Consider the following 17359-nt stretch of genomic DNA (forward strand, 5'->3'; position numbering starts at 1 on the left):
GAACCCGCTCGGGCGTGGTCTGCGGAGGTCGTGGTCTGTTCGAGCAAGGGATACTCCATCGTTGCGGGCGCGGGGTGCGGCGCCGTGGGATCCGTCCGGGGTGAGGACGAAGCTGGGACAGCTCACAGCATGTGGCTACCGCGGTTTCGTCAGCGGCCAACCGGTGATCTGCTTGGGACGCGGGGGCGCGTACGTGCGCACCTTCGAGGTCGAGAGCCCCAACCCTACAAGAGATTCCGCCAATTTCACAGCCGCACTGACGCCGTCGACCACCGGAACCCCGGTGCGCTCGCGGATCCGCTCGTCGAGGCCGGCCATTCCGCCGCAGCCGAGACAGATCACCTCGGCCTTGTCTTCGCGCACAGCAGCTTCGGCTTCGTCGACGATCGCCTCGATGGTCCGTTCGGGGTCGGTTTCCAGCGCGAGGACGGGCAGCCCGCTCGCGCGCACACTCGCGCACTTGGCGTCGAGGCCGGCGAGCCGGAGCCTGTCTTCGATGAGCGGCACGGTGCGGTCGAGGGTGGTGACCACGGAGTACTTGCGCCCCAGCATCATTGCGATGCTCGCGGAGGCCTCGGTGATGTCGACGACCGGTACGTCGAGCAGTTCCTGCAGACCTTCCCGGCCGTGTTCGCCGTAGCCGGCCTGGATCACCGCATCGTAGGGTTCCGGGTACGACCGCACCCGGTCCATCACCGCGATCGCGGCGAGGTAGCTCTCGAAGTTCCCTTCGACGGACTCCGCACCGATCTCCGGTGTCAGCCCGACGATCTCGGTGCCGGGTGCGGCCGCGGCCTCGGCCTGCTTGGCGATGGCGTCCGTGATGGACGCGGTGGTGTTGACGTTGACGACGAGAATGCGCATCGAAAGCTCCTGTCAGTGGTCGCCGTGGCCACTGTCCACGGCGATGGACTCGCCGGACACGTCCACGTACTGCCGGGTGCGGTCGCCGACGACCGCGTAGATGGCCGCAGCCAGGCCCGCGCCGATGAACCACGAGAAGGGGGCGACGAGATGGAAGGCGGGGACGATCGCGAACAGTGTGCTCACGAGGGCGGCGGGAACGAGGGCGTAGATCGCCCGCAGGTTGAATCCCTTGCGGTAGTAGTAGGTTCCGGTCGGGCTGTCCGAGTAGAGCGCGGGTACGTCGACCTTCGTGCGGCGGATGAACCAGTAGTCGACGAAGATGATGCCGAACAGCGGGCCGAGGACGGCACCGAGGCCGCCGAGGAAGTAGTTGATCACCACCGGGCTGTCGTAGAGGTTCCAGGGCAGCAGGACCACACCGATGCAGGCGCTGATGATGCCCGCCTTGCGGAAGCTGATCTTCTCGGGGGCGAGGTTCGACAGCACGTACGACGGCGCGACGAAGTTCGCCATGACGTTGACGGCCATCGTGACGATGACGAGGGCGAGGCAGGCCAGCGACAGGAACAGGGTGTTCGGGATCGCCGCGACGATGTCGGTGGGGCTGTCGATGATCGTGCCGTCGATCCGGAACTGGGCGCCGCACAGGATGAACGCGATGACGGCGAACGCGAGGACGTTGACGAACAGGCCCCAGAAGTTGCCGCGCACCACAGCCGTCTTGGACGGAGAGCGCCTCGAGAAGTCGCAGAAGTTGAGGATCAGGGTGCCGTAGATCGACATCCACAGGGCCGCGCCCGCGAAGACCTGGCGCCACATCTCGCCGCCCGAGGCGGGCTGATCGGACGTCCAGGCGATGGAGAAGTCGGTACGGAACAGCATCCACAGGGCGAGCGAACCGACCGTCACGAGGATCAGCGGACCGGCCAGACTCTCGAATTTGCGCACCGCCTCCATCCCGTAGATGAGGACGACGATCTGGATCGCCCAGATCCCGATGAAGCAGATCCATCCGAGGCTGGACAGTCCGAGGATCGAGTTCTGGTCGAAGCGGTCGAGGGAGGGCGCGACGGCGACGAGGAAGATCCGGAAGACGATCGAAGCGAGGTAGGTCTGGATTCCGAACCAGACGATCGCGATGACCGCGCGGACCATCGCGGGAATCTGGGCGCCGCGGATACCGAAACTGATCCGGCTCATCACGGGGAACGGCACGCCCGTCTTCTGCCCCATGAATCCGGCGTAGGTCATCGCGGCGCAGACGATGACCGCGCCGATCATGAGAGACAGGATCATGTGGCCGCCGCCGAGCCCGAGTGCGAACAGGCCGATCGCGAACGAGTAGTTGGCGATGTTGTGGACGTCGTTGGTCCACAGCGTGAAGATGCTGTAGCTACCCCACCGGCGGCCGGTGGCCTTCGTGGGGGCCAGGTCCAAGTTGTAGAGTGTGGTGCTCGTCTCGGTCGCTGTCGGCGTCGCCGACGTAGTCGGCTGAGTGCGGCCGTGGACGGCGGCGGCAGTGTGGTCGACGGTGGTGTGCCGCGAGACTGTGTCGTCTATGAGCATGTGCCTGTCCTTGCGTGGCGGCGAACGAACTTCCGTATCACGGAAAGCTTGTTCCATTGGTCCCTCCAAGTGTGAGCCAGGCAACAGTGGGCGGTCAATGATTTCGGCAGGATATATCTTGGTGCCGCACCGCCTGGGACACGACAAACCCGCTGTAGCACTGGATCTTTCGGATCCAGCGCGTTGTGAGGGTCAGGGGGCGTCAGGCCAGTCCGCGGCTGAGCAGTCGCCCGCGGGGCGCCTCGTCGAGGTCGATCCGCTTGCCTGCCAGCCAGGTACTGCGCACGACGCCGGCGAGGGCACGCCGATCGTAGGCGGAGACGGGATTCTTGTGCTGCAGGGCGGCCACGTCGACGACGAACGCCTCCTCGGGCGCGAACACGGCGAAATCCGCCGCGTACCCCAGCGCGATGTGCCCTTTCGTGTTCAGCCCGACCTGCTCGGCCGGGTTCTCCGCCATCCATCGGACCACGTCGTTCAGGCTGTGCCCGCGACGTTTGGCCTCCGACCACACCGCGGACAGCGACACCTGCAGCGAGGCGATGCCGCCCCACGCGACACCGAAGTCGCCGATGTCGAACCGCTTGAGGTCGACCGTGCACGGGGAATGGTCGGTGACGACGCAGTCGATCACCCCGTCGGCCAGGCCCTGCCACAGCAGCTCACGGTTCCCGGCTTCACGGATCGGCGGGCAGCACTTGAATTGCGTTGCTCCCGAAGGTATCTCTTCCGAGACGAACGACAGATAGTGCGGGCACGTCTCCACCGTGAGCTTCACGCCGTCCTTGCGGGCGGACGCGATCATCGGCAACGCATCGGAACTCGACAGGTGCAGGATGTGCACCCGGCACCCGGTCCATCGCGCCAGCTCGATGACCTCGGCAATGGCGAGATTCTCGGCGCCCCGCGGCCGCGAGTCGAGGAAGTCCGAATAGTTCTCACCGCCGGGTGACGCCGCGCGGTCGATCGCATGCGCGTCTTCCGCGTGCACGAACATCATCGCGCCGAACCCGGCGATCTCCTTCAGCGCCAGTTCGAGCTCGGCCGGATCCAACGGCGGAAACTCGTCGACACCGGAGTGCAGCAGGAAGCATTTGAACCCGAACACGCCCGCGTCGTGCAGGGCCCGCAGGTCCGGGACGTTGCCGGGCACGGCGCCGCCCCAGAATCCGACGTCGACGTACGCCTGATCGGACGCGACCCGACGTTTGACGTCCAGGGCCTCGGCGTCGACGGTCGGCGGGATGCTGTTGAGCGGCATGTCGACGATCGTGGTCACGCCGCCGGCCGCGGCCGCGCGGGTCGCGCTCGCGAAGCCCTCCCATTCGGTGCGGCCCGGCTCGTTGACGTGCACGTGGGTGTCGACGAGACCGGGGATCAGCACCTCGTCGTCGCCCAGTTCGACGACGACCTCCGCGTCGAGCTGGGCGCCGAACGGTTCGATGACGACGATCCGGCCGTCCCGCACGCCCACGCACCGCGCGACCTCCCCCGCCGCGGTGATCACCCGCGGGGCACGGAACAGCAGATCGAGCGGGTCAGACATCGCCTTCACGACCTGCGCCGGCGATGCCGCGCACCGCTGCCGCCACGGCCGGGGCCACGGCTGCATCGAACACGCTCGGCACGATGTATGTGGGATTGAGCTCCGACGGGGACACCGAATCGGAGATCGCCCGGGCGGCGGCGATGAGCATGTCGTCGGTGATCTCGACGGCATGCGCGTCGAGCAGACCCCGGAACACGCCCGGGAACGCGAGCACGTTGTTGATCTGGTTCGGGAAGTCGGAACGGCCGGTCGCGACCACGGCAGCGTGCTGCCCGGCGGCGACGGGATCGACCTCGGGTACCGGATTCGCGAGGGCGAACACGATCGAGTCGGGACCCATCGTCGCGATGTCGTCGCCGGTGAGGATGTCCGGTGCCGAGACACCGATGAACACGTCGGCGCCGACCAGTGCGTCCCGCAGCGATCCGGACCGCGCTTCCGGGTTGGTGTTGTCCGCGATCCAGGAACGGAACGAGTCGGACGTGTCGTCGGGCGAGAGGATTCCGCCCCGCCCGCACGCCACGATGTTCGTCGCACCCTGCGCCACCAGCAGACGGATGATGGCGTGTCCGGCGGCGCCGACACCCGAGACCACGATCTTCACCGTGTCGAGGCTCTTCTCGACCACGCGCAGGGCATTGGTCAGTGCGGCGAGAACCACGATGGCCGTGCCGTGCTGGTCGTCGTGGAACACCGGGATGTCCAGCATGTCGCGGAGCCGGGCCTCGATCTCGAAGCATCGCGGGGCGGAGATGTCCTCCAGGTTGATTCCGCCGTACACCGGGGCGAGCGCCCGGACGATCTCGACGATCGCGTCCGTGTCCTGGGTGTCCAGGCACACCGGCCACGCGTCGACATCCGCGAACTGCTTGAACAGCGCCGCCTTGCCCTCCATCACCGGAATCGACGCGGCGGCCCCGATGTTGCCCAGCCCCAGCACGGCCGAGCCGTCGGTGACGACCGCGACGGTGTTGCGTTTGATCGTCAGCCGCCGTACGTCCTCGGGGTTCTCGGCGATCGCGGTGCACACCCGGGCGACGCCGGGCGTGTAGGCGCGGGACAGGTCGTCCCGGTGCTTGAGCGGAACCTTCGGCACCACTTCGAGTTTCCCGCCGAGATGGAGCAGGAACGTGCGGTCACTGACCTTGCCCACCACGACACCGGGCACGTCGGCGATCGCGGACGCGATCTGTTCGGCGTGCTCGACGTCGGACGCGTCGCACGTGACGTCGATGACCATGTGGTCGGGGTGGCTCTCCACCACGTCCAGCGCGGTCATGGCCCCCTTCACGGAGGCCACCGCCCCCGCGAGGGTCGAGGTGGTGCCCGCGCCGACCGGGGCCGTGACGCGAACGGTGATGGAGTAACCGGGACTGGTATTGGGCATGGTTGTTTCCTCGGGTTCGTCGAAGGGGTAGAGGGTGCTAGCGGGGCGCCTGGTCGGCGACGAGCGCCTGATGGGTCTGTGGGAGGGCGTCCCACCAGGTGCGCCGCGTCTCGGACAGCGCTGTCGCGTCGAGATCACCGAACAGCCGCAGTCGGGACAGGCCACCGTCGGGGTAGACGTCGAGCCGCAGGTGGGTGGCGGCGGCGGTGCCGTCCAGAACGAACCGGTGCCGCGTGTCGGGTTGTACGGCCGTGCGCGGCAGCAATTCCGTCCACGCGCCCTCGTCCGCGATGTCGGCGGTGCGCGCGTCGGCGGTGCTCAGCCGCACCCAGCCCGGCGCGTTCCCCACGTAGTAGCTGGTATCGATCTCGACGTGCCGCGGAGCTCCGGCCGCGGCGAGCGAGAACACGGCGAAGTCGTTGCCGCCGCCGCGGCGCCGGGAGTTCTCCCAGCCCTCCCCCATGTTCCGGGCCCGCCCGGGAAGGATGATGTTCGCGGGTGACGCGTAGAACGCGTCGGAGCAGCCGACGAGGCGGCCGCCGTTCTCAGCGGCCAGCAGGTCGACGGTCCCGTCGAGGAACCGGGGGTCGGGCACGACCTCGCCGTGCACGCGCAGCCGGGCGACGCCGCCGTCGGGGTAGATCGAGAGCCGCACGTGGGTCCACCGGTGCCGGTCGGCGACGGCGTACTGGTTCGCCGCGTGTCCCTCGGCGGGGGACTTCTCGACGATGGTCTGCCAATCCGCCTTCATGACCTCCTCGATGGACGGGTAGCCCTCGATCGAGGCCGCCTCGACGGAGATGAAGGGCGGGTAGTTGCCCTTGAAGTGTGCGGTGTCCACGACGATCCCGTGGATGATGCCGGCGGCGCCGAGGCGGACGATCGCGTAGTCGTGGCCGTCGTCCCGGCGGCGGCGAGTCTCCCAGCCGTCGTAGACCTTGCCCTTGTGTCCGAAGTCCGCGGGATCGAAGAACGGGGCCTCCGCCTTGATGAGGTTCTCCCGCTGGGCGAACAGTTCGTCGTTGGCGGCGGATACGCTCCCGCCGAGGGCTCGTGAGGCGAGGTCGGGCAGGGCGGTGAAGTCGGCAGAAGTCATGATTCTCCTCGTGTGCTGAGTGTGGTGAGTTCGTCGGACGATGCGGCGATGGTGCAGCCGATCCGGCGCAGTAGCTCCGCCGCATGTCGGATCGATCGATGAAGGTCCGGTTCCAGATCCGCGAGCGCGTAGGCCGCGGATATTCCGGCGCTGTGTAATTGGATGTCGCTGAGTAGGTTTCGGCCGCACACGGCGAGGACGGGGATTCCCTCTGCCCGCGCCTCGGTCGCGACGCCGATCGGGGCCTTGCCGTGCAGGCTCTGCGCGTCCAGAGACCCCTCGCCGGTGACGACGAGGTCTGCGGCGGCCAGGCGCCGACGGAAGTCGACGAGACCGAGGACCGTGTCGATCCCGGGTCGGGTGTCCGCGCCCAGCACCGAGATCGCTCCGAACGCCGCTCCGCCCGCGGCGCCGGCCCCCGCGACCCGGCTGTCGTCGCGGCCCGTCGCGGCGCGCACGACCTGCGCAAACCGCGTCATCGCGTCTTCCAGAACGACCAGTTCTTCTGCCGCCGCGCCTTTTTGGCTCGCATACACGGCGGTGGCGCCACTCGGGCCGAGAAGCGGGTTGTCGACGTCGCAGGCGAGCCGGAACTGCGCCGCCCGCGCCGCAGGGTGGAGGCCGGTGAGGTCGACCCGGGCGGCGCAGCGCAGCGCCGCTCCGCCCGGTGCGACGTCGTTGCCCTCGGCGTCGAGAACACGCACGCCGAGAGCCTGCAACAAGCCGGCACCGCCGTCGGTTGACGCGCTGCCCCCGAGACCGACGATGATCTCGCGAGCTCCCCCCTCCAGCGCATGCCTGACGACGGTGCCGAGTCCGAATGTACTGGCACCCAGCGGGTCCGGAGCACCGTCCGGGAGCAGGACCAATCCCACGGCCGACGCCAGTTCCACCACCGCGGTCGAATCGCGCACCGCGTAGGACGAGGTCACGGGCAGCCCCGTCGGTCCCGTGGTGTCGACCGGGACCGGGGTCCAGCCCGCGGCGACGGCCGCCGCGACGGTGCCGTCACCGCCGTCCGCCACCGGTACCCTATCGATCACCCAGGACGGATCACCGGCGAGGAGCCCGTCGGCGAGGGCGTCCGCGACTTCCGCTGCGGTGAGAGATCCCTTGAACTTGTCGGGTGCGACCAGTACACGTGTCACGGTGCGCCCCTAGTCCAGCAGCATGAGAGCTGTGGGAGCGTGCTCCCAGCTCTCCGCCAGATCCTCGAACTCGGCGACGTTGTCGAGTTCGGTGCCCATCGCGATGTTGGTGACCCGCTCGAGGAAGACCTCGACGACCACCGGCACCTTGTGTTCTCCGGCGAGTTCGCGGGCCTTCTCCAGGGCGCCGGCGATCTCGCCCGGCTCGGTGACCCGCAGGGCCTTGCAGCCCAGGCCCTCGGCGACCTTGACGTGATCGACGCCGTACCCCTTCGGGACCGCGGGCATCGTCTCGTGCTCGCTCCGCTCCTGGGTGTTGATGTTGTCGAAGCCCAGTTGCACGCAGAAGTCCATGTCGAACGCGCGCTGTGCCTGACGGATCAGTCCCAGGTAGGAGTTGTTCACCACGACGTGGATGTACGGCAGGTTGAACTGGGCGCCCACGGCCAGTTCCTCGATCATGAACTGGAAGTCGTAGTCACCGGACAGCGCCACGACGGGCGTCTCCGGCTCCGCGGCAACCACTCCGAGAGCGGCGGGGATCGTCCAGCCGAGCGGCCCGGCCTGCCCGCAGTTGATCCAGTTGCGGGCCTTGTAGACGTGCAGGAACTGGCCGCCGGCGATCTGCGAGAGCCCGATCGTGCTCACGTACCGGGTGTCGCGCCCGAAGACGCGGTTCATCTCCTCGTACACGCGCTGCGGTTTGACCGGGACGTCGTCGAAGTGGGTCTTGCGCTGCATGGTCCGCTTCCGGGTGGCACAGTCCTCGACCCAGGTGCTGCGGTCCGCCAGGGTTCCGGCGGCCTTGCGCTCCTTCGCGACGGCGACGAACAGTTCGAGCGCAGCCTTGGCGTCGGACACGATCCCGTAGTCGGGCGCGAACACGCGACCGATCTGGGTGGGTTCGATGTCGACGTGAACGAACTTGCGGCCCTTCCGGTAGGTGTCGAGACCGCCCGTGTGCCGGTTGGCCCACCGGTTGCCGATGCCGAGGACGAAGTCCGACGCCAGCATCGTGGCGTTGCCGTATCGGTGGGCGGTCTGCAGTCCGACCATCCCGGCGGCGAGACGGTGGTCGTCCGGGATGGTGCCCCAGCCCATCAGCGTCGGCACGACCGGAATGTCCAGCAGTTCGGCCAGTTCCACCAGCAGGTCCGCGGCGTCGGCGTTGATGATGCCACCGCCCGCAACGATCAGCGGGCGTTCGGCGGCACCCAGCATGTCGAGTGCCTTCTCCGCCTGCGCGCGGGTCGCGGCCGGCTTGTACACGGGCAGCGGCTGGTAGGTATCCGGGTCGAAGTCGATCTCCGCCAACTGCACGTCGATCGGCAGGTCGATGAGCACCGGTCCTGGCCGACCAGACCGCATCAAGTGAAATGCCTGCGCGAACGCTCCCGGAACCTGGGCCGGCTCGAGCACCGTCATCGCCATCTTCGTGACCGGGCCTGCGATCGAGGCGATGTCGACGGCCTGGAAGTCTTCCTTGTGCAGGCGCGCCACGGGAGCTTGGCCGGTGATCGCGAGGATCGGGATCGAGTCCGCCATGGCCGAATACAGACCGGTGATCATGTCGGTTCCGGCGGGCCCGGAGGTGCCGATGCAGACTCCGATGTTTCCGGCCTTGGCGCGGGTGAATCCCTCGGCCATGTGGGAGGCGCCCTCGACGTGGCGGGCGAGGATGTGCTTGATTCCTCCGTGGTTACGCATTGCTGCGTAGAACGGGTTGATCGCCGCACCGGGGAGGCCGAAGGCCTGAGTGGCACCTTCGAGTTCCAGAATCTTGACCGCTGCGTCAGCGGCGCGCATACGAGGCATATCACTTCTCCATCGAGGATTACGAGTTGGAACGGGTCACTGGGAGGGGCGGCCGGACAGCCGCTCCACTCCACGCAGCAGGCCCGAATGGTCCAGGCCACCATCACCGTTCGCACGGGCGGAGGCCATCAGCTGGGCGACGACCGCGCCGAGGGGTGTCACGACACCGGCCTCGCGAGCGGCGCTGGTCACGATGCCGAGGTCCTTGTGGTGCAGTTCGATGCGGAATCCCGGTTCGAAGGACCGGTCCAGCATCTTCTGTGCCTTCTGGTTCAGGACGGCCGATCCGGCCAGCCCGCCGCCGAGCACCTCGACCGCAGCCGCGGTGTCGACACCGTAGGCCTCGAGGAAGATGATCGCCTCGGCGAGGAGTTGGATGTTGCCCGCGACGATCAGCTGGTTCGCGGCCTTCACCGTCTGCCCGGAACCGTTCGGGCCCACGTGCACCACGGTCTTGCCGACGGTGTCGAGGATCGGCTTGGCCGCCTCGAAATCCTCCGGCGCGCCGCCGACCATGATCGACAGTGCGGCGTTGACCGCACCGGCCTCGCCACCCGATACCGGGGCGTCGATCAGCCGGAAGCCCCGCTCGGTTGCCTGCGCGGCGAGGGCGGTGGTGACGTCGGGCCGGATGCTGGAGAAGTCGATGATCAGGGCGCCGGCCGGGGCGTGCTCGAAGACTCCGTCCTCGCCGGCGAGTACGGCCTGGACGTCCGGGGAGTCGGGGACCATCACGGCCACGACGTCGGCGCCGGCAACGGCCTTGGCGATGGAGTCGGCCGCGGTGCCCCCGGCGTCGACGAGCGCCGCGGTGCGCTCGGGCGAGCGGTTGTATCCGACCACCTGGTGGCCGGCCTTGGCGAGATGAACGGCCATGGGGCTGCCCATGATTCCGAGTCCGATGAATGCGATAGTGCTCACGAGTCTCCTCGATTCCGTCTGAGTGTGGTGGTGTGTGTCAGCGGCCGGCGCGGGTCGCGCGCTGTTCGCGGGGCAACCAGTCGAAGGTGTCCGGCCGCGTCGCCTTGTATTCGAGCCCGACGTACCCGCGGTAACCGTGGGCGGCGAGCCTCGTCAAGTAGCCGTCGATGTCGAGTGTTCCGGTGCCGGGTTCGCCGCGTCCCGGCGCATCCGCGATCTGCACGTGCCCGATGCGGTCTGCATAGGCATCGATCGCGGCGCCGATGTCGTCGCCGTTGACCTCGAGGTGATAGAGGTCGGCGAGGAGCCGGAGCGAATCGACACCGTGCTCGGCCTTCACCCGGTCGATCACGGCGATCGCGTCCGCCGCGGTCTTCAGCGGGTACGCCGGTGTGCCGCTGACCGGTTCGACGAGAACGACCGCACCGATACGATCCGACGCCTTGCCCGCCTGGGCGAGGTTCTCGATGGCCGTGTCGTCCTGGGTCTTCGGGTCTGCGCCGTCGATACGATTACCGTACAGGGCGTTGAACGCTCTGGTGCCCAGCCGTTCTCCGATTCCGACGGTGATGTCGATGTTGTCGCGGAACGCCGAGACCTGCGCCGGGTCGGACAGCAGTCCGCGGTCCCCCGCCGGCATGTTCCCCGCCGCGAAGTTCAACCCCGTGAGCTGCACTCCGGCGTTCTCGATCGCGGCCACGAACGCGTCGACGTCGCTGTCCCGCGGTACGGCGGTGTCGAACGGCCACCAGAATTCGACGGCGTCGAATCCGGCGTCCCGCGCCGCCTGCGGACGCTGCAGGAGCGGCACGTCGGTCAGCAGGATCGAGCAGTTCAGGGTGTAGGCAAAGGTATCCATCGGCTGTTCTTTCACGCTCGGGATGTTCAGGAGACTGTGGTGTTGTCGGGCTCGGGCAGGACCCGGTAGCGACGCCAGCCGCCGTGATCGGTGATCTCGGTGAGCTCACCGGCCTTGCTCTCGAGCAGACCCGGACGCAGCCCTACCGCCAGAACCGAACGGCCGTCGGACAGTTCGATCACGGTGAGCTCGAGTTCCTCGGGCTCATCGGGGAGGAAGTCGGTGCGGATGTCGCCGATCGGGACGTCGTAGAGTTCGCCCTCGATCGAGGCGCCACCGCTCTCCGTCAGGAGGAGGGCCGGGAATTCGTCACGCACGGAGAAGAATCGGTAGTTCGGTGCGGTCCGGACCGTACCGAGGAACGTGTGTGCGGATACGTTGTGATGGAGGTTTCCACCTCGCATCGCGCCACCGTTGCAGAACAGTTCAGCCATGTCAGCTCCTTCTTCCGTGGGCAGTTGCCGCCACTTCGGGCCGGCCTGCCAGTTCGATCGCTACCTGCAGCAGCGCTTCGCGTAGTCGTTTGGTGTTGGCGTCGAGACCCTCCCGCACCAGGTCCTGGGTGACGGGCCACGGGGTGTCGCTGATGACGTCGTGATCGGTGACCAGGGCGATGCAGGTGTAGGACATGTCGAGTTCCCGGGCCAACGCAGCTTCGGGGTACGGGGTCATGCTGATCAGGTCCCATCCCTGCGATGCGTACCAGCGTGATTCGGCGCGGGTCGAGAATCGGGGACCGCGGATCGCGACCATCACGCCGCCGTCGTTGACCACCCAGCCGTTCCTGCGGAGCGTCGACACCACCGCTCGGCGTCCGTGGGCGCAGAAGGGGTCCGCGAACGAGATGTGGACGTCGTCGTCGTGGAAGGTGTCATCGGTGCGGCCCGTGCGGTCGACCAGCTGGTCGGGAACGACGACCGATCCGACACCGATCGCCGGTCGCAACGAGCCCGAAGGGGTGGGCGCGAGAATCGTTCGGACGCCCAGGCTGTGCAGCGCCCAGATGTTCGCGCGGGCGTTGATCCGGTGGGGCGGGATGTTGCGGTCGCGGCCGGTCCGGGTCAGGTACGCGAGCCGGCGGCCGCCCGCGGACCCGAGAACGATGCTGTCCGAGGTCGGTCCGTACGGAGTCTCGATGTCGACCTGCTCGGCGTCGTCGAGGAGTCCGTGGTAACCCCAGGTGCCGAGCAACCCCACGGTGGGCTGGGTGTCAGGCATGGTGGTTCACCGTTCCTTCCGTGGCCTTGTTCGCGGTCAGCAGTTCGGTCCTCTCGATCGCCGGCTGTTCCGGCGCGTTCTGGAGGTGTTCGTGTCCCGGGTGCGGGTGGACGGTGACGTCGTCCGGGTCGTCGGGTGTCACCTGTCCGTCGAGAACCGCGCGCATCTTGTCCTTGTCCAGCAGGCCTTCCCAGTTCGCGACCACGAAGGTGGCGAGGCAGTTACCGAGCAGGTTCGTGAACACCCGCATGGAATCCATGAGCCGGTCGGCGCCGAGCAGCAGCGCGACGGCGGCGACCGGGAATGCACCGATCGCGGCGGCGGTCGCGGACAGCGCGACGAAGGCCGAGCCCGGCACACCCGCCATTCCCTTGGAGCTGAGGATGAGGATGCCCATGATCGCGAGCTGCTCGCCGAATCCGAGGTCCACCCCGACCGCCTGCGCCAGGAACATCATCGCCAGCGACAGGTAGATCGCGGCTCCGTCGAGGTTGAACGAGTAGCCGGTAGGGATCACCAGACCGACGACCGCGCGGTCGCATCCCGCGTTGTCCAACTTCTTGATGATGCGGGGCATGACCGCCTCGGACGATCCGGTGCCCAGGGCGAGCATGAACTCTTCGCGGCAGTACTTGATGAACTTCCACGCATTCACGCCGGTGATCAGCTTGACGACGATCGACAGCACGACGATGAAGACCAGTGCCGCTCCGTAGCACGCCAGGATCAGAATTCCGAAGGATTTGAGCGAGCCGGCGCCGTAGTTGCCGACGGTGAAGGCCATCGCACCGAACGCACCGAGAGGCGCCAGGTACATGATGTAGCCGACGATGCGGAAGATGACGTGCAGCGTCTGGTCGATCACATCCATCAGGATCGGCGGAGCCGACTCACTGAAGGACGCCAGCGCGACACCGAACAGGATCGCGAACAGCAGCACCTGCAGCAAGTTGTTCTGGGCGAACGCATCGAACACGCTGGTCGGGATGATGTGCATGACGAACTCGACGCCACCCGGCAGGTGGCCGCCCTGCGTCTTCTCGTCCAGGGCGCTGGTGTCCAGCGTGGCCGGGTCGATGTTGAGCCCGCTACCCGGTTTGACGAGGTTTCCGACGAGCAGACCGAGCCCGAGCGCGAAGGTCGTCGCGGCCGTGAACCAGAGCAGCGCCTTGCCGCCGATCTTTCCGAGCGCTTTCATGCTGCCGACCTTGGCGATGCCGGTGACGATCACCAGGAAAATCAGCGGGGACACGACCATTTTGATCAGCTTGATGAAGCCCTCACCCAGCGGCGCCAGGTGATGGGAGAACTCCGGAAACAGGATTCCGGTGGCGATGCCCAGGGCAATTCCGATCAGGACCTGGACGAAAAGTGATCTGTACCAACGCTGCTTTGTGGGTTTCGCAGCGATTTCGACTTCAGACACGGGGCCCTCCCTCGGGGCTTGGCGTTTTCCATATTATGGAAGTTGTATTTCGTATCTCGATATAGTGAACGCCGTCACACAGGGGTTTGTCAACCGATGTAGGGAAGGAATCGGCGCGATCCGCCGGAACCGCGCTATCGTCATCCGGACGGGCTTTTCCGCTTCATGGAAGGTCCCGACCACTCGCGACATCACGACCGGGGAGGCACGACATGGAGCCCACGACGAATACGCAGGCACCCACCGGCGGAGTGCAGTCGGTGGAACGCGCCTTCGAACTGCTCGAACTCATGGCGAGCGCGGGCGGGTCGATCGGCGTCAGCGAACTCGCCGAGTTGGCCGGACTGCCCCTGCCCACGATTCACCGGCTCATCCGCACCCTCATGAACCGCGGATACGTCCGGCAACTCCCCACCCGGCGGTACGCGCTCGGTCCCAAACTGATCAGGCTCGGCGAAAGTGCCACGCAGCTGATCGGAGAGTGGTCACGTCCCCACCTGTCCGAACTCGTGAAGGGCACCGGCGAGACCGCGAACATGGCGGTACTCGACGGGACCATGGCGGTGTACGTCGCGCAGGTGCCGTCCCAACATTCCATGCGGATGTTCACCGAGGTCGGTCGCCGCGTCTACACCCACTGCACCGGCGTCGGCAAAGCGCTGCTGCTCCAACTGTCCGACGACGCCGTCCGCTCCCTCGTGGCCCGCACAGGAATGGCGTCCTACACCGAGAACTCCCTCACCGACCCCGACTCGCTGATCGCCGACCTCGAGCTGAGCCGGCAACGCGGCTTCGCCATCGACGAGGGCGAGCAGGAGATCGGCGTCCGCTGCTTCTCGGTGCCCGTCCCCAACGCGCCGACCCCCACCGCCATCTCGATCTCCGGGCCCGCCGCCCGCGTCACCCTCGAATCCGCCGACCACATCGTCCCGATGCTGAAACGCGTCGCGAAGGAGCTGGGCACCGAGTTCGACAAGAACGCCGCGCTCTGACCCGAACGCCCCTCAGCGGTAAGCGGATTCGATCATCGGTTCGGTGGCGACGACCTGCCCGTCGCTACCGACGATGGTCAGCGCGGACGGGGTGACGCGATACTGGGTGCCGTTGCCGGCGTTGGTAGCGACGAACCCGGACCCGTTCGGGACGGGGTCGTCAACGGAGATCGCGGCGCCGTCGCTGATACGGACACCCTGGTAGTAGTACCGCCCGACCCCGGTCTCGCAGACGACGACCAGCGATTTCGTGGTGCGGCCGATGAACGCTGCCGGGTTGGTGTAGTTGCAGCGCGCGTCCGAGGGCGGCAGGAAGCCCTGCTCGTCGGTGCCCGACACCTCGCCGACCATCGGCGGCGGCGGCGCCACCGTCGTCCGCGGAGTCGTCGTCCTCGTGGTCGGGGGCGTGACCGTCGACGGCGGTACCGGTGCCGCGGACTCGATCGACGTCCGCACGGCGGGTGGCTGCACGACGGTGCTCGCGGCGGTTGTCGACGGATCGTCCGGCCTGTTCCGGTCCAGGACCAGCCAGGCGACCACACCTCCGAGCGCGATGATCGCCACCACCAGCAGCGTCACCATCACCGGCACGGCGGCGGACCGCGTCTTCTGCGGAGGCGGACCCGCCGCGTAATAGTTCGACCGCGGCGGGGGCGGGTGGTGCGGGGGCGGCGCGACCGGGCCTCGCGGAACGCTCGTCGGCGGGTACTCCGGTGGCCGCCCGACACTGTCGATCCGGGTCGGCGCCGGTCCGCCCGCGACGTTCGTCGGGGCGGGTGGTCTTCCCGACAGGGCGGCCCGGGCGGCGGACGCCAAGGCTCCCGCGGTGCGGTACCGCGTATCCCGGCTCTTCGCGAGACCGGTCGAGACGACGCCGTCGAACGCGGTGGGAAGGTCGGGCCGGATCGCGCTGGGACGCGGGGCGGGCGCCGCCAGGTGCGCCCGGATGGCGCTGCTGATGCTGTTCGACGGGAACGGGATCGCCCCGGTCAGGCACTCGTGCAGCACACACGCCAGCGAGTAGACGTCGGCCCGGCCGTCCACCGGGGCGTTGTCGAACCGTTCCGGCGCCATGTAGGCGTAGGAGCCGACCGCGCTGCCGAGGGTGGTGAGCCGAAGGTCCGAACTCGAGTGGGCGATGCCGAAGTCCACGAGGTACGCGAAGTCGTTGGCCGTGACCAGGATGTTCTCGGGCTTCACGTCCCGATGGACCAACCCGTCCGCGTGTGCGGCGTCGAGGGCCGCCGCGATCTGCTCCACGATCACGGCCGCTCGCGCCGGGTCCATCGGACCGTGCGACCGTAGCAACGACCGCAGATCCCGGCCGGGGACGAGGCGCATGTCGATGTAGAGGACGCCGTCGATCTCGCCCCAGTCGTGGATCGGGATGACGTGCGGTTCCTGAAGTCTCGCCGCGGCGTGCGATTCGCGGCGGAAACGCTGCTGGTAGGTCTCGTCCTTCGCCAGTTCCACGTCGAGGAGTTTCAGGGCCACGGTGCGCCCCTTCACCGTGTCGAACGCCTCGTAGACCTCGCCCATCCCGCCGCGCCCCAACAGCGCGCGCAGGTGGTACTGCCCGAACTGCGTGCCGACCCGCGACCCTGCCGCCATCTTCCGTTCCCCTCGACGGCCGCGTTCGCGGCACCACCTCCCGACCGGGGCTGATTCTTCCCCATGGCGGCGGGATCCGACACCGCCGAGGGCGCGAAGCATCGCCATCAACAAAGGTTGACGGATCTCGCCCATCAACATAAGTTGATGGCTGTGAGTGACGATCCCGATCCGGCCACCACTTTCGCTGCCGTCGTCGCGCTGCGGCGCCAGGCCGATCAACTCGAGCGCGACGCCGTCACCCACGCACTCTCCGCCGGGTGGACCTGGGCGGACATCGGCCAGGCGCTCGGCGTCTCGGGTCAGGCGGCGCACAAGCGCCTCGGCCCCGGGCGGTCGGGCGACAAGAAGACGAGGGGAACACGATGACACTCACCCGGGCCTGGCGCGACATGCGCACGATGAAGACCCTGTTCGCCGAAACCGAGGCCGAGGCCGACCGGCTGGGCGACCGCGAACCCGGTCTCGAACACCTCCTTCTCGGGGCGTTCGCACTGCCGGACGGCACGGCCGGACGAGTGTTCGAGAATCTCGGGTCGAGCCGGGACGCCTTGCGCGAGGCCATCGTTCGCGTGCACGGCGACGCACTCGCGGCGGCAGGCATGACGGACGCGGGCGACGCCACCAGCGCACTGAGCCGCCCCCGCACCGGGCCGCTGCGACTGACCGAACCGGCCCAGGCCGCGTTCCGCAATGCGGCGGCTCTCGCAAAGTCGGAACGGAGACCGATCGTCGGAGCCGACATCGTCGCAGCCGTCGCCACCATCACGCACGGCACCGCGGCGCGAGCACTGGAGTCGCTCGGACTCACGCGATCCGCCGTCGTCGACGCGGCGCGGGCGGCGCCGGCAGGCTGAGCGGACGGCCCGGGCCTGGCGCTCGCCGACACGCGGATAGGCTCGTC

Annotated in this window: 16 protein-coding genes; 3 read left to right on the forward strand and 13 right to left on the reverse strand. The window is 67.9% G+C overall.

Annotation, left to right across the window (positions count from 1 at the left end; all coding sequences use genetic code 11):
* Positions 1-135: 135 nt before the first annotated feature.
* From RJ1_RS24410 to dctA, 12 genes are all read right to left on the reverse strand, one after another.
* Positions 136-864 (reverse strand): aspartate/glutamate racemase family protein, encoded by a 729-nt coding sequence (locus RJ1_RS24410; RefSeq protein WP_073364701.1) that lies wholly within the window; start codon positions 862-864, stop codon positions 136-138.
* 12 nt (positions 865-876) lie between these two features.
* Positions 877-2433 carry an NCS1 family nucleobase:cation symporter-1 gene (locus tag RJ1_RS24415; RefSeq protein WP_073364703.1) on the reverse strand — a complete coding sequence of 519 codons (1557 nt, stop codon included), beginning with the start codon at positions 2431-2433 and terminating at the stop codon, positions 877-879.
* A gap of 202 nt (positions 2434-2635) precedes the next feature.
* Entirely contained in the window at positions 2636-3979 is a 1344-nt protein-coding gene (allB, locus tag RJ1_RS24420) for an allantoinase AllB (RefSeq protein WP_073364806.1), read from the reverse strand.
* A complete protein-coding gene (locus tag RJ1_RS24425) occupies positions 3972-5369 on the reverse strand; it encodes an NAD-dependent malic enzyme (RefSeq protein ID WP_073364705.1) in 1398 nt (465 codons plus the stop codon). Before RJ1_RS24425 ends, allB begins: the two co-directional genes overlap by 8 nt.
* A gap of 37 nt (positions 5370-5406) precedes the next feature.
* Positions 5407-6465, reverse strand: coding sequence for an allantoicase (alc, locus tag RJ1_RS24430; protein ID WP_073364707.1), 1059 nt, complete (start codon positions 6463-6465; stop codon positions 5407-5409).
* Complete coding sequence (locus RJ1_RS24435) at positions 6462-7613, reverse strand: glycerate kinase (protein ID WP_073364709.1); 1152 nt, start codon at positions 7611-7613, stop codon at positions 6462-6464. Before RJ1_RS24435 ends, alc begins: the two co-directional genes overlap by 4 nt.
* Positions 7614-7622: 9 nt before the next feature.
* On the reverse strand, positions 7623-9428 hold the full coding sequence (gene gcl, locus RJ1_RS24440) for a glyoxylate carboligase (protein WP_073364711.1): 1806 nt from the start codon (positions 9426-9428) through the stop codon (positions 7623-7625).
* A 36-nt stretch (positions 9429-9464) separates the two neighbouring features.
* Complete coding sequence (locus RJ1_RS24445) at positions 9465-10349, reverse strand: 2-hydroxy-3-oxopropionate reductase (RefSeq protein WP_073364713.1); 885 nt, start codon at positions 10347-10349, stop codon at positions 9465-9467.
* A gap of 37 nt (positions 10350-10386) precedes the next feature.
* A complete protein-coding gene (locus tag RJ1_RS24450; RefSeq protein WP_073364715.1) occupies positions 10387-11208 on the reverse strand; it encodes a hydroxypyruvate isomerase family protein in 822 nt (273 codons plus the stop codon).
* Between the two features lie 26 nt (positions 11209-11234).
* The gene (locus RJ1_RS24455; RefSeq protein WP_073364716.1) at positions 11235-11642 is read right to left on the reverse strand and encodes an allophanate hydrolase-related protein; all 408 of its coding nucleotides are present in this window, start codon (positions 11640-11642) and stop codon (positions 11235-11237) included.
* A gap of 1 nt (position 11643) precedes the next feature.
* Complete coding sequence (locus RJ1_RS24460; protein ID WP_073364718.1) at positions 11644-12426, reverse strand: MTAP family purine nucleoside phosphorylase; 783 nt, start codon at positions 12424-12426, stop codon at positions 11644-11646.
* Complete coding sequence (gene dctA, locus RJ1_RS24465; RefSeq protein WP_073364720.1) at positions 12419-13852, reverse strand: C4-dicarboxylate transporter DctA; 1434 nt, start codon at positions 13850-13852, stop codon at positions 12419-12421. Before dctA ends, RJ1_RS24460 begins: the two co-directional genes overlap by 8 nt.
* Positions 13853-14064: 212 nt before the next feature.
* Between dctA and RJ1_RS24470 the strand changes: the two genes are divergently transcribed.
* On the forward strand, positions 14065-14844 hold the full coding sequence (locus RJ1_RS24470; protein WP_073364722.1) for an IclR family transcriptional regulator: 780 nt from the start codon (positions 14065-14067) through the stop codon (positions 14842-14844).
* A 12-nt stretch (positions 14845-14856) separates the two neighbouring features.
* Here the strand turns inward: RJ1_RS24470 and RJ1_RS24475 are convergent, their stop codons facing one another.
* Complete coding sequence (locus RJ1_RS24475) at positions 14857-16455, reverse strand: serine/threonine-protein kinase (RefSeq protein WP_073364724.1); 1599 nt, start codon at positions 16453-16455, stop codon at positions 14857-14859.
* Between the two features lie 153 nt (positions 16456-16608).
* Here RJ1_RS24475 and RJ1_RS24480 point away from each other — a divergent pair, with 153 nt between their 5' ends.
* Positions 16609-16824 carry a hypothetical protein gene (locus RJ1_RS24480; RefSeq protein ID WP_073364807.1) on the forward strand — a complete coding sequence of 72 codons (216 nt, stop codon included), beginning with the start codon at positions 16609-16611 and terminating at the stop codon, positions 16822-16824.
* Positions 16821-17312 carry a Clp protease N-terminal domain-containing protein gene (locus RJ1_RS24485; protein WP_073364726.1) on the forward strand — a complete coding sequence of 164 codons (492 nt, stop codon included), beginning with the start codon at positions 16821-16823 and terminating at the stop codon, positions 17310-17312. The genes RJ1_RS24480 and RJ1_RS24485 overlap by 4 nt, the downstream gene beginning before the upstream one ends.
* The last annotated feature ends 47 nt before the right edge of the window (positions 17313-17359 follow it).

It is taken from the genome of Rhodococcus jostii NBRC 16295 (assembly GCF_001894825.1).
In the GTDB taxonomy this organism is placed as follows: Bacteria; Actinomycetota; Actinomycetes; order Mycobacteriales; family Mycobacteriaceae; genus Rhodococcus_F; species Rhodococcus_F jostii.